Here is a 12,628-nt window from a genome sequence, read left to right as displayed (position 1 = left end):
GCGACCGCCCCGCCCCATTTCCCCGTTTCTAGGGGAATTGCATGACCGAACCGATCCTGAGCGTCCGCGGCGTTTCAAAGACCTATGCCTCGGGCGTCCACGCGCTGCACGCCGTCGACCTCGACATCAACAAGGGCGAGATTTTCGCGCTGCTCGGCCCGAATGGTGCCGGCAAGACGACCTTGATCAGCATCATCTGCGGCATCGTCACGCCGTCGACCGGGACGATCACGGTCGGCGGCTTCGACGCGATCGGCCAGCCCAAGCGCGCGCGCCGGCAGATCGGCCTGGTGCCGCAGGAACTCGCGACCGATATGTTCGAGACGGTCGAATCGACCTGCCGCTTCAGCCGCGGCCTGTTCGGCCACCCACAGAAATCCGGCCATATCGACGAGGTACTCAAGGACCTGTCGCTCTACGACAAGCGCAAGGCCAAGATCATGGAATTGTCGGGCGGCATGAAACGCCGCGTACTGATCGCCAAGGCGCTCGCCCACGAACCCGACATCCTGTTCCTCGACGAGCCGACCGCCGGCGTCGACGTCGAACTGCGCCGCGACATGTGGAAGCTGGTCCATCGCCTGCGCGAAAAGGGCACCACGATCATCCTGACCACGCACTATATCGAGGAAGCCGAGGAAATGGCCGATCGCGTCGGCGTGATCTCGGGCGGCAAATTGCTGGTGGTCGACGAGAAAGCCGCGCTGATGAAGAAGCTTGGCAAGCGCGAACTCGACATCGCGCTCAACGAGGCGATGAGCACGATCCCGGGCGAGCTGGGCGATTGGGATCTCAGCCTGGAGAATGAGGGCAAGACATTGCGCTACGTGTTCGACGCGCAGGCCGAGCGGACGGGCATTCCGTCGCTGCTGCGCAAACTCGCCGACCTCAATATCGGCTTCAAGGATCTCGAGACGTCGAAATCGAGCCTGGAAGACATCTTCGTCGATCTGGTCAAGGAGGGCCCGAAGTGAGCACCAATCAAATCCTCCCCGTTCACGGGGAGGGCGTTGGGGCTTTGGTTCGCCCCCGGCGAACCAAGATCGTGTCCGGGGGACACGATCTCGCCCCAACGCAAGACGCGCAGCGGCTTGGTGGAGGGGGTTCTCCCCTCGCGAATCCATCGCTGCACACCCCCTCCACCATCGCTGCGCGATGGTCCCCCTCCCCGCAAGCGGGGAGGATTTCCCGATGAACGTCCACGGTATCCTGGCCATCTACAAGTTCGAGATGGCGCGCGCGCTGCGCACCTTGTGGCAGAGCCTGGTCACCCCGGTGATCACCACCAGCCTCTATTTCGTCGTGTTCGGCGGCGCGCTCGGATCGCAGATCAAGGAAGTCGACGGCATTGCCTATGGCAGCTTCATCGTGCCGGGGCTGATCATGATGTCGCTGCTGACGCAGAGCATCAGCAACGCCTCCATCGGTATCTACTTCCCTAAATTCACCGGCACGATTTTCGAACTGCTCTCGGCTCCGATCAACTCGATGGAGATGGTGATCGGCTATGTCGGCGCCGCTGCGACCAAGTCGGTCGTGCTCGGGCTGATCATCCTGGCGACGGCCGCCTTGTTCGTGCCGATCCCGATCCATCACCCCTTCGCGATGGTCGCGTTCCTGCTGTTGACCAGCATCACCTTCAGCCTGTTCGGCTTCATCATCGGCGTATGGGCAAAGGGGTTCGAGCAACTGAACTTCGTGCCCGCTTTGCTGATCACGCCGCTGACCTTCCTCGGCGGCGCCTTCTATTCGATCAGCAAGCTGCCCGATCCGTGGCGCACGTTCAGTCTGTTCAATCCGGTCGTCTATCTGGTCAGCGGATTCCGCTGGAGCTTCTTCGACAAGGGCGACGTGCCGGTCGGGATCAGCCTGGCCGCGACCGGCGGGTTCATGCTGCTGTGCCTGGCGGTGATCACATGGATTTTCCGGACCGGATATCGGTTGAAGAACTGATGCTCAACCATTCGTCTCTGGTGAACGAAGCGCTGCGATCTTCTGAATTTTAGACGAGTTCCGGCAGGGTTAGGACGTGATGGTCATTCCAGGAGGCCATGATGTCGATGATCGTTCTTGCCGCGGCGCTCGCGGCCGCCAACCCGACACCGCAAGCCGCAATTGCCGCTTATGGTGAGGCGATCGCGCGTAACGATCCAGCGATGCTCGCTCGGGCGTTTCAGCCGAGCGCGATCATGTACTGCATCCGCGACGGTGCGATCCGCGCGACGTACCAGGCGCAATGGAAAACGCGGATGCGCACCGAAACGCCCGCGGCCGGGCCGAACTCGACCAGGATCGACTGGCTCGATCAGGGTACCGATACCGCGCTCGCACGCGTTGCCGCGGTGCGCGGCGACAAGATTTTCACCGACTATCTGTTGCTGGCAAGGATCGCCGACAGCTGGCGGGTGATCGGCAAATTGTGTCAGGCCGACGCTCGGGACATTCCGGCATCGCGCGCCGCGGTGAGCGCGGTGATCGATACCAAGCTTGCGTCGGACCGGGCATGGGATACCGACCTGCTCGCCGCGAGCATCGACCAGCGTGCATTGGTGATGACGGTCGAGGACGGTGAATTGGTCGCGGCAACGCTCGCCGAGTGGCAGGCGCGCTATCTCGACCGGCGCGCCACGTCACCCGGCAACGCCGTCATCGAGACGAGCCGAGTGATCGACGCGCGCGGTGATATCGGCGTCGCACGCTGGTCGTTCCGTGCCCGCGACGGCAGCGAGTGGACCGATCGGGCGTTGATGCTGCGCACACCAGCCGGATGGCGGATGATGGCCCTCGTGTTCGTCAAGGAACCGGCTGTGGCGCGCTCGGGTCGCAGATCAAGATAGTCGGCGGCATCGCATATCGCAGCTTCATCACGCCCAGGCTGATCATAGTGCAGCTGCCGGCGTAGAGCGTCGATCCAATTTCTAGGGATTGTTCAGCGGCCAATGCGCATGATTGGCCCTGTCGCCCAGTGCGATCAAATCGTCGTTCGGATTATGCGCCCTGCCGAGCTTGAGCGCGTGGTCTGCCTCAAGCACTTCTTCCCACGGTTGCTCGTGCCGCGGCGTTTCGACGTCGTCATAAACCTTTGCGCGTACGCGCTTCATACGCCGCCACATCAGCACCATCGCGACGAACGGGAATGCCACCGCTCCCATCAACAATATCAAGCTGAAAAAGTCTGCCATAATGCCCCCCGAATATCCGGATCACCCCATTACGGGTAACGTCACCTTCGACCCCGAACACACCTTCTGCGTCGCCTTGACGAAGTCGCTCGCCTTGGCCCGATAGGGATTGGCGACGAAGGTCTGCGGATTGCGATCGATGACCGGGAACCAGGTCGACTGGATCTGGACCATGATGCGATGGCCTGCCTTGAACACATGGTCGTGGTCGCGCAGCGGCACGTCCCAAGCGACGACCTTGCCCGGCACCAAGGGCTGGGGATTGGTGTCGCTGGCCAGGAAGCGCCCGCGGCGGACGTCCATCGCGATCGGCCACTGATAGCCGTTCAACGTCTTGGCATAATCGCCGACCGCCCATTGCTTATTTTCGGTATTCTCGAAATCGCTGGGCAAGACGTCGATCAGCTTGACCACGAAGTCGCTGTCGGTGCCGCTGGTCGAAGCCATCAGGGTCGCTGCGATCTTGCCGGTAACGGTCAGGTCCTGCTTCAGCGGCTCGGAGACATAGCTCAGCACGTCGGGACGATGATCGACGAAGCGCTGGTCGTCGCTTTCCCACCAGGCCCAGTCGGGCGTGGCATAGGTCCGGCTCATCGGGCGCTTGCGGAACGGCACCGGGTTGGCGGGGTCGCTGACATAGTCGCGGCACGCCTCTCCCGCTCGGGGCGCATCGAACGACAATGAGCCGTCGTCGTGGAGAAATAGCTCGGTCGGCTTGGCGCCCTTGGGCGGCCAGGAGGCATAGGTCTTCCACGCGTTCGATCCGGACTCGAACATCTTCGCGGTGAAATCGGGTCGAGTGCCCTTGTTGTGCAGCCAATAAGCGAAGAACGGCGCCTGGATCTGCGTCTGGAACTGGGTGCCGCTGTCCGTGCCGAGCGGGATCGGGCCGAGGAAATCGCCCTTGCCCTGCCAGCCGCCATGGCGCCACGGGCCCGAGACGATCTGCGCGAGATTGTTCGGGTCGTTCTGCTTTTGCTTGGCATAGATCTGCCACGACCCCCAGGGATCCTCCTGATCCCAGAAGCCGGCGACGTTGAGCGTCGGCACCACCGTCTTGCCGAGCGCCTTGGTCCAATTCTGATCGGTGTAGAAATTGTCGTGATTGGGATGGTCGAGCAGCGCCGTGAACATCGGCACGCTGCCCTTGAACACCTGTTTGTCGATAGTCTCGACCGGCCCCATCCGCAGATACCAGTCATAGGCATCGGTCAGCCCGTCGAGACTCAGTTCCTTGTTTTGCGTCTTGTCGACCTGCAAGCTCGACACCCATTCGGTCGCATAGCTCAGCCGGAGCGCGCCATTGCGGTGGAGATCGTCCGACAGCCAATAATCGATCCACGCCGCCTGCGGACTGACCGCCTTCAACGCCGGGTGCGGCTTGGCCAGCGCGACGGCGGCGGCGAAGCCTGGATAGGACACGCCCCACATCCCGACCTTGCCCGAATTGTTGGGCACGTTCTTCACCAGCCAGTCGATCGCATCATAAGCGTCGCTCGCCTCGTCGGTTGCCTTGGGATCGTTGGGATGGACTGCGGTCGAGAGCGTGAACACGCCGTCCGACCCGAACCGCCCGCGCATCGACTGAAACACGAAGATATAGCCGTCGGCGACCAACGGCTTCCAGCTCGCCGGGATCGCCGGCGGCAGTGCCTGGGGCACGCCATAGGGCGTGCGCTGGAACAGGATCGGCAGCTTGCCGCTCGCATTCTTCGGCGCGATGATCACCGTCTCCAGCTTGGCGCCGTCGCGCACCGGCACCATTACCTTGGTGTAGGTGAACTGGCTCGTCACATCGCTCGCCGCGGGTGGCGGCGCTGCCTGGGGTCGGGCGAGCGCGATCCCGCTCGCACCCAGCAACAATATGGCGGCGATCAGCCCCTTGGCGCGCATGTGATTCTCCCTTTGGCGCATACCCTGTCGGGCCGCGCGGAAAGGGTCAATCGGTCGTGAGCGTCACCACGCCGATGGCGTGGACGATCCCGATCGCCAGGACGATCGCCGAGCTAGTCCACAGAAAATTGGGGCTGCGATCGGGCATCACGCGGAACAGAAGTGGTAAGGCGGCTGCACGCGCCAGGAGAATCGCCGTGATCGCGATCAAGGCTGGGCGAAGCAGCGGCAGGCGCGGCAACAGGTCCGCCCCGGAAAAGGCGAAAACCGCCCAAATCGCGAGGATCGCCGCAATCGCCAAAGTGATCAATGTCGGCTTCATCATCCCGCGCTCAGCCATAACCACCATCGCGTCACCCGCGCCGAAGAAGCGATACCAGGCCGGACCACCGAGGATGCAACCGAGGTGGAGCAGCGCGGCGACACCGTCCAGCACTCCCGCCGCGATCAGCCATCGGTTCACGCCGCCGCCTGTCGCCACGCGCCGCGGATCGCTGGGCGGATCGCCAGCGTCATCAGGTCGATCGTGGCGTGGAACAGCATCGCGATCGCGAGCGACCCGCTCATCAGATACATCGCGGTAAACAGGATTCCGACCAGGCTCGTGACGGCGATTCCCTTCCATCCCTGATAGGCGTGCGCCAGCCCGAACAACAGGATGGCCGCGACGACCGCGGGAGTAGCACCGATGAATGCAGCGAGCAGCATCGGCAGGAGGAGGCGAAAGAACAATTCCTCGCCGATCCCCGCCGCCACCGAGATCGCCGCGCCGAGCAGGACTTCATCGCGGTCACGCGGCAGCAACGCGGACAGTCGTGCGAGATAAGCGGGCGCGCCTTTGCCGTTGCGCCAGCGCCGCCATGTCAGCAAGGAACCAAGCGGGATCGCGGCCAGTACAGCGAAGCCGAACATCGGCGTAAGCAACGGATCGATAGGGACCGCCGGCGCGTCGCCACGTAGCATCGTGGAGGCAGACCACAATTCAGGCGGCAATTCGGTCACCGCCCCGATCCGACCGAGTAGCAGCAAACCGATGATCGGCGGCAGCGTGAACTGGATGACCTGCGCAGTCAGCATACGGCGGTAAAAGGCCTTGCGCCCTACCTCGCCGGCTTCCGCCAGCAACCGGTAACCGCGCGGGCCCGCGACGACGTTGAGCGCGACGATCGCCAGCATGACCGTGAGGAGGATCGCGTTGGTCATGGTGCGCGCTTCACCCAAAAACTCCCCTCCCTGAAAGGGAGGGGTCGGGGGTGGGTGGCGAGCGCAGCGAGCTCCCTTCGGTCGCACCCACCCAGCGTTCGGGTGAACCATGCCCCCGGCATGGTTCAGAAATGCGCGGGACGCATTTCGGCCCGAACGCTCCCTCCCTGGAAGGGAGGGGAATATGGCAGGCACAACCGCGATCACCCGATCCTGTGCTCGCCCTTGACCCAGCGCACGGTGCCCGAGCTCGCGCGCATCACCACCGAATTGGTCGTCATGCGGTCGCCGCGGCGCTTGACGCCCGCCAGCAGCGAGCCGTCGGTCACGCCGGTAGCGGCGAAGATCGCGTCGCCCTTGACCAGCTCCGATAGGTCGTACTGCTTGTCGAGATCGGTGATGCCCCATTTGCGCGCGCGACCGCGCTCGTCGTCGTTGCGGAACAGCAAGCGGCCCTTGAACTGCCCACCGACGCAACGCAGCGCGGCGCAGGCCAGCACGCCCTCGGGCGCGCCGCCCGACCCCATGTAAACGTCAATCGTCGTGTCGGGATTGGTCGTCGCGATCACGCCCGCGACATCGCCGTCGCCGATCAGCATCACCCCGCAACCGATCGCGCGCAGCTCGGCGATCAGCGCCTCATGCCGCGGGCGATCGAGCACGCAGGCGATGATCTCGCTGGGCTTGACGCCCTTCGCCGCGGCGATCGCATTGACGTTTTCGGTCGGCGACTTGTCGAGGTCGATCACACCCTCGGGATAGCCCGGACCGACCGCGATCTTGTCCATATAGACGTCGGGCGCGTTGAGGAGATTGCCCTCTTCCGAAATCGCCAGCACCGCGAGCGCATTCGGGCCCGCCTTGGCGGTGATCGTGGTGCCCTCGAGCGGGTCGAGCGCGATGTCGATCTTGGGTCCCTTGCCGGGCGCCGAGCCAACCTTCTCACCGATATAGAGCATCGGCGCCTCGTCGCGTTCGCCCTCGCCGATCACGACCGTGCCATCCATGTAGAGGCTGTTGAGCGCGGCGCGCATCGCCTCGACGGCGGCGGCATCGGCAGCCTTTTCATCGCCGCGGCCGACGAGCGTGGAGGCGGCAATCGCCGCGGCCTCGGTCACGCGCACCATTTCGAGCACGAGCACGCGGTCGAGAACGTCGCTGGCAGTCGTCATATTCGGGGCAATCCTCTTGTCTGATTTCGTTAGATTTGTGCGCGCGGATAGGCGCGGCGCGTTACGGAGTCGAGACGGCGGCGTCGGCGGAGGACTCCGCATCCTTGGGCGCCTTGATCTGGAATACGTACGGCCAATCCTTGCCGGTGACGAACAGCCGCCGCTTCTTGGCATCCCAGGCGATGCCGTTGGGCACGTCATTCTCGGCGGTCGCGCCAGACTGGCGGTGAAGCTCGCTGACGTCGATCCAGCCGATGACATGGCCGTCGCCGGGGTCGATCCGCGCGATCAGATCGGTCAGCCAGATATTGGCCAGGATCTCACCATCGACATATTCGAGTTCGTTGAGCATCTTCACCGGCCGGCCGCCATCGGTCACGGTCAGGTGGCGCTTGACGGTGAACGTAGCGGGATCGACGAAGCGCAGCACCGGCGAGCCGTCGGACATGATCAGCCCACCCTTGTCGTCGGCGGCGAGCGCCCAGCCCTCGCCCTGATATTTGAAGCTGCCGAGTTTCTTGAAATCCTTGGCCGACCAGCGGAACCCGACCTGGTTCTTCCACGTCAGACTGAGAATTGTGCCGTTCCACGGCGCGATCCCTTCGCCATAGAGCGGCGGATCGACTGCGACGCGCGCCATCACCTTGCCGTCGCTGAGCCGGACCTTACGGATGCCCGACCGGTTGAGCTCGCCGGTGCTCTCGTAAAGATAGCCGTCCTGCCAGAAGAGGCCTTCGGTGAAGGCGCGGTTATCGTGCGGGAAGGTCGCGACGATCTGCGCGGACTGGAGCGGCACCGATTGCGGCGTCGAGCCGACCTGGGGAACCAGGCCCAGCAGCCAGAACAAGACGCCCGATATCGGCATCAGTCGCGCAGCAACTCGTTGATGCTGGTCTTCGATCGCGTCTGCTCGTCGACGCGTTTGACGATGACCGCGCAATACAAGGCCGGCTTGCCGTCGCCGCCGCCGATCGAGCCAGGCACGACCACGGCATAAGGCGGCACCTCGCCCATCAGCACCTCACCGGTCGCGCGGTCGATGACCTTGGTCGACTTCCCGAGATAGACGCCCATCGACAACACCGCGCCGTCGCCGACGCGCACGCCCTCGGCAACTTCGGAGCGTGCGCCGATGAAGCAGCCGTCGCCGATGATCACCGGGTCGGCCTGGAGCGGCTCGAGAACGCCGCCGATCCCCGCGCCGCCCGAGATATGGACGTTCTTGCCGATCTGCGCGCAGCTGCCGACCGTCGCCCAGGTGTCGACCATCGTGCCCTCACCGACATAGGCGCCGATATTGACGAAGCTCGGCATCAGCACCGCATTCTTGCCGATGAACGATCCGCGGCGCACGACCGCGCCGGGGACGACACGAAAGCCCGCGTCGCGAAAGCGGTTCTCGCCCCAACCGGCGAATTTGGACGGCACCTTGTCATAGGCAGGCGCACCCGCGGCGCCGCCGTCGACTACCGCATTGTCGTTGAGCCGGAACGACAGCAAAACCGCTTTCTTGAGCCATTGATTGACCGTCCAGCCATCGGCGCCCGGTTCGGCGACGCGGGCCTGACCGCTGTCGAGTAGCTCAAGCGCTGCCTCGACCGCGTCGCGGACCGCGCCCGTCGTGCCGGTGCCGATATTGGCCCGGTCTTCCCATGCGGCGTCGATCGTCGCGGGCAGGTCGGTCATGCTTCCTCCAAGATATCGTGCAGCCAATGGGTGATGTCGCGGGTGGTGAAGTCGACGAAATCGCGGTCGCCCTCCTCGCCCTGTTCGGAGCCGTTGTCGACCCACAAGGTGGTCATGCCGATCTGCTTGGCGGGTTTCAGGTTGCGCGCCATGTCGTCGGCGAACAGGCTTTGCGCGGGATCGAGCTCGTAGGCGTCGCAGAGATGTTGGTATGCCTCCGGTGCGGGCTTGGGGCGATATTGAGCGGCATGGACGTCGTGGATCGCCTCGAAACTCTCCCCCAGACCCAGCTTGGACAGGATCTTGCCGGCATAAAGTGCGTCGGCATTGGTGAAGATGATCTTGCGCCCCGGCAGCCGCGCGATCACCGCGGCGAGCGGCGCATTCTCGTCGAGCACGTCCATCTCGATATCGTGGACGTCGGCGAGATATTCGTACGGGTCGACGCCATGTTCGGCCATCAGCCCCGACAAGGTCGTGCCACGAGTGTGGAAATAGCCCTTCTGGATCTTGTACGCCTCGTCGCGATCGACCTTGAAGAAGCGCGCGATGTAATCGGTGATCCGCCGATCGACTTGCTCGAACAATCGCGCGCCATGCGGATAGAGCGTGTTGTCGAGATCGAAGATCCAGTTCCGGACGTGGTCGAGCCGCGCATGCATGCCGGGCGCTCTACGGTGCGCGCCGGGCAGCGGCAAGGCGCGCCTTGAGCAATCGCGACGACACACTATCTCCTCGCGATGATCCCCTATTCGCTGCTCGATCTGGTCCCTGTCGTCGAAGGCGGTTCGGTGCCCCAGACGCTGGCCAATGCCGCCGACATGGCGCGTCATGCCGAAGCCAATGGCTATCATCGCTATTGGGTGGCCGAACATCACGGAATGGACGGCATAGCCAGCTCGGCGACCGCGGTGGTGATCGCGCATGTCGGTGCGGCAACATCCACAATCCGCATAGGGGCGGGCGGCATCATGCTTCCCAATCATGCACCACTGATGATCGCCGAGCAGTTCGGTACGCTCGACGCGCTGTTTCCCGGCCGCATCGACCTCGGTCTGGGGCGCGCTCCGGGCAGCGATCAGCGCGTCGCGCGCGCGATCGGGCGAGCGCTGGACACCGATCCCCAGGCGTTCCCGCGCGACGTGCTCGAACTGCAAAGCTACTTCGCCGATGACGGCCAGACAGGCATCCGCGCGACGCCCGGCGCCGGGGCCAAGCCAGAATTGTGGATATTGGGGTCGAGCACGTTCGGGGCTCAGCTCGCGGCGATGCTCGGCCTGCCCTACGCTTTCGCCTCGCATTTCGCGCCCGACGCGCTCGACCAGGCGCTGGAGATCTATCGCCGCGACTTCCGTCCTTCGGCGCAACTCGACCGGCCACATGCGATGGCCGGATTCAACGTGTTCGCCGCCGATAGCGACGAGGAAGCGGAGTTCCTTGCAAGTTCGCAGCAGCAAGCGTTCGTCGCGCTGCGCACCGGCAATCCGCGCCAGCTGCCGCCGCCGGTCGCGGGCTATCGCGACAGCCTGCCGCCGCCGCACGCTGCCATCCTCGACCATGTCCTGCAATGTTCGGCGGTCGGCAGTTCGGCAACGGTCGAGCGTGGCATCGCGGCGTTCGTCGAGCGCACCAAGGTCGACGAGTTGATGATCGTCAGCTCGATCTACGATGTCGAGGCACGCAGGAAGAGCGTGGCGATCGCTGCCGAGGTTATGCGCGGCGTGACGGTCGCCGCGTGACCGAATGGATCATCAGCGCTGTGGCGGTGGTCGCTTTCCTGTTGCTGATGCCGATGATGGTGCGATCGTCGCGTCGGTCGAGACGCGGGCGTGGATCGGGTGCCGCGGTTGGAGACGTACTGATGGGCGCGTTCGATCCGGCGAAGCAGGCTGCCATCGAGCAGATCCGCAAGCAGAAGGAAATCGGCGATCATGAGCGCGGCTTGGTCGGCGAAAAACGCGATTAGGTCGCCGCCGGCAGCCTCAGCCGCACCAGCAGCCCGCCGAGATCCTCGCTTTCCTCCAGACTGACCGTGCCCTCGTAGATCTCGGCGACATCGCGCACGATCGCCAGGCCGAGGCCCGTACCAGGCTTGCCGGTGTCGAGCCGGACGCCGCGATCGAAAATGCGGACGCGTTCCTCCTCGGGGATGCCTACGCCGTCGTCCTCGACCAGCATTTCGACGAAGCCGGCCTGCGCGCTCACCGTCACGAACACGCTGCCGCCGCCATATTTGGCTGCGTTCTCGATCAGATTGCCGAGCATCTCGTCGAGGTCCTGGCGTTCGACATGGACCTGTAAATCGTGCGGCCCGTCGGCGTCGATGCGGACGTGCGGATAAAGTCGCGACACCGCGCGCTCGACCGAATCCAGGCTGGGCCATACTTCGGCACGGCTGTGCGCCGATCCGCGCCGGCCGACTGCGCGAGCCCGGGCGAGATGATGGTCGACCTGACGCCGCATCGTCCGCGCCTCGCGCACGACAGTATCGCCGAGATCGTCGGCCTTGGCGGTGGCGGCGTTCATGATCACGGTCAGCGGGGTCTTGAGCGCGTGTGCCAGATTGCCAGCATGGCGCCGCGCTTCCTCGGCCTGCTTGTCGTTATGTTCGATCAGCGCGTTGAGCTCGTCGACCATCGGCGCGACCTCGGCCGGCATGGCGCCTTCGATCCGCCGCGCGCGGCCACCGCGCAGCCGCGCGATCTCGCCACGCAAGCGTCGGAGCGGACGTAGACCGTACCAGGTCTGCAGCCCCGCCAGGACGATGAGGCCGAGCGCGAGCAGCAGGAAGCTTCTGACCAAGGTTCGTCTGAGCGCGTTGATCTGCGCATTGAGTCCGTCACGGCTCTGCGCCACCTGAAACCGCCAGCGCACCGGCGAGCCAGGCAGCTTGATGTCGCGCTCGACGATCCTCAGCTGCTCGCCGGCAAATTGGTCGCTGTCATAGGTGTGGACTTCGAGGTCGTTATGATCGCTGCCATAAGCAAGCCGGCGATCCCACAGAGATTGCGACGAAAATGGCTCGCGGTGGCGCGCGGCAACCTGCCAGTACAGCCCGGAATAGGGCTCGAGGAAACGCTGATCGGCGGCGGCGCGGTTGAACACGACTTCGCCGTCCGGGCCGATTTCGGCCGACGTGAACAGCGACGTCAGGACATAATTGAGCTGGTCGTCGAAATTGCGAGTCACCGCGCCGGTCAGCACGCGGTCGAGCGCGTACCCGCCGCCGGCAAGCAACAGGCAAATCCAGATCGCGGCGATGATGATCATGCGCCGCCCGAGCGACCCCGTCACCACGGCGCGCGCGGTGTTGGGCGATCGCCGCCACAACACCCATGCCAATCGCAGCAATGCCAGCACCGACAAGACGAGCAGGCCGCGCGCGGTCCACACCTGATCGGGACTGAGCAGCAAGATAGTCGCCAGCGAACCGGCTCCGAGCGCGATCAGCGCCGCGATCTCGCCCGGCCGGCGGTATTTGCGAACAAAGAC

At 64.4% G+C, this 12,628-nt stretch carries 14 protein-coding genes; 5 read left to right on the top strand and 9 right to left on the bottom strand.

Features of this window, described 5'->3' with window-relative positions; genetic code table 11:
* Positions 1 to 41 precede the first annotated feature (41 nt).
* From AC1DSD_RS16070 to AC1DSD_RS16060, 3 genes are all read left to right on the top strand, one after another.
* A complete protein-coding gene (locus AC1DSD_RS16070; RefSeq protein ID WP_478031501.1) occupies positions 42 to 974 on the top strand; it encodes an ABC transporter ATP-binding protein in 933 nt (310 codons plus the stop codon).
* Positions 975 to 1,191: 217 nt separating this feature from the next.
* Positions 1,192 to 1,953, top strand: a complete 762-nt coding sequence (locus tag AC1DSD_RS16065) for an ABC transporter permease (RefSeq protein ID WP_478031499.1) — start codon at positions 1,192 to 1,194, stop codon at positions 1,951 to 1,953.
* 101 nt (positions 1,954 to 2,054) lie between these two features.
* Positions 2,055 to 2,837: a nuclear transport factor 2 family protein gene (locus AC1DSD_RS16060; protein WP_478031498.1), complete on the top strand. Its 783-nt coding sequence runs from the start codon at positions 2,055 to 2,057 to the stop codon at positions 2,835 to 2,837.
* Positions 2,838 to 2,918: 81 nt separating this feature from the next.
* Here AC1DSD_RS16060 and AC1DSD_RS16055 read toward each other — a convergent pair whose 3' ends face one another.
* The 8 genes from AC1DSD_RS16055 to AC1DSD_RS16020 form a co-directional block, all read right to left on the bottom strand.
* Positions 2,919 to 3,182: a hypothetical protein gene (locus AC1DSD_RS16055; RefSeq protein ID WP_478031497.1), complete on the bottom strand. Its 264-nt coding sequence runs from the start codon at positions 3,180 to 3,182 to the stop codon at positions 2,919 to 2,921.
* 21 nt (positions 3,183 to 3,203) lie between these two features.
* Positions 3,204 to 5,075, bottom strand: a complete 1,872-nt coding sequence (locus tag AC1DSD_RS16050; RefSeq protein WP_478031496.1) for a CocE/NonD family hydrolase — start codon at positions 5,073 to 5,075, stop codon at positions 3,204 to 3,206.
* A gap of 46 nt (positions 5,076 to 5,121) precedes the next feature.
* Positions 5,122 to 5,538, bottom strand: a complete 417-nt coding sequence (locus tag AC1DSD_RS16045; protein WP_478031495.1) for a hypothetical protein — start codon at positions 5,536 to 5,538, stop codon at positions 5,122 to 5,124.
* Entirely contained in the window at positions 5,535 to 6,278 is a 744-nt protein-coding gene (locus AC1DSD_RS16040; RefSeq protein WP_478031494.1) for a CPBP family intramembrane glutamic endopeptidase, read from the bottom strand. Before AC1DSD_RS16040 ends, AC1DSD_RS16045 begins: the two co-directional genes overlap by 4 nt.
* 203 nt (positions 6,279 to 6,481) lie before the next feature.
* Entirely contained in the window at positions 6,482 to 7,450 is a 969-nt protein-coding gene (gene glpX, locus AC1DSD_RS16035) for a class II fructose-bisphosphatase (RefSeq protein WP_478031492.1), read from the bottom strand.
* A 61-nt stretch (positions 7,451 to 7,511) separates the two neighbouring features.
* On the bottom strand, positions 7,512 to 8,315 hold the full coding sequence (locus AC1DSD_RS16030) for a glutaminyl-peptide cyclotransferase (RefSeq protein ID WP_478031490.1): 804 nt from the start codon (positions 8,313 to 8,315) through the stop codon (positions 7,512 to 7,514).
* On the bottom strand, positions 8,315 to 9,136 hold the full coding sequence (dapD, locus tag AC1DSD_RS16025; RefSeq protein ID WP_478031488.1) for a 2,3,4,5-tetrahydropyridine-2,6-dicarboxylate N-succinyltransferase: 822 nt from the start codon (positions 9,134 to 9,136) through the stop codon (positions 8,315 to 8,317). Before dapD ends, AC1DSD_RS16030 begins: the two co-directional genes overlap by 1 nt.
* Complete coding sequence (locus AC1DSD_RS16020; protein WP_478031487.1) at positions 9,133 to 9,798, bottom strand: pyrimidine 5'-nucleotidase; 666 nt, start codon at positions 9,796 to 9,798, stop codon at positions 9,133 to 9,135. Before AC1DSD_RS16020 ends, dapD begins: the two co-directional genes overlap by 4 nt.
* Positions 9,799 to 9,876: 78 nt before the next feature.
* On the opposite strand from AC1DSD_RS16020, the gene AC1DSD_RS16015 reads away from it, so the two are divergent.
* Together AC1DSD_RS16015 and AC1DSD_RS16010 are read left to right on the top strand one after the other, a co-directional pair.
* The gene (locus AC1DSD_RS16015; RefSeq protein ID WP_478031485.1) at positions 9,877 to 10,875 is read left to right on the top strand and encodes an LLM class flavin-dependent oxidoreductase; all 999 of its coding nucleotides are present in this window, start codon (positions 9,877 to 9,879) and stop codon (positions 10,873 to 10,875) included.
* Entirely contained in the window at positions 10,872 to 11,102 is a 231-nt protein-coding gene (locus tag AC1DSD_RS16010; RefSeq protein WP_478031484.1) for a hypothetical protein, read from the top strand. The genes AC1DSD_RS16015 and AC1DSD_RS16010 overlap by 4 nt, the downstream gene beginning before the upstream one ends.
* Here the strand turns inward: AC1DSD_RS16010 and AC1DSD_RS16005 are convergent.
* Positions 11,099 to 12,406 (bottom strand): sensor histidine kinase, encoded by a 1,308-nt coding sequence (locus AC1DSD_RS16005; protein ID WP_478031548.1) that lies wholly within the window; start codon positions 12,404 to 12,406, stop codon positions 11,099 to 11,101. The genes AC1DSD_RS16010 and AC1DSD_RS16005 overlap by 4 nt on opposite strands.
* Positions 12,407 to 12,628 lie beyond the last annotated feature (222 nt).

The sequence above is a fragment of the Sphingomonas sp. P4_D12 genome, from assembly GCF_056401895.1.
Note: the sequence above shows the minus strand (reverse complement) of the source record. Positions and strands in the feature narration are given on the sequence as shown.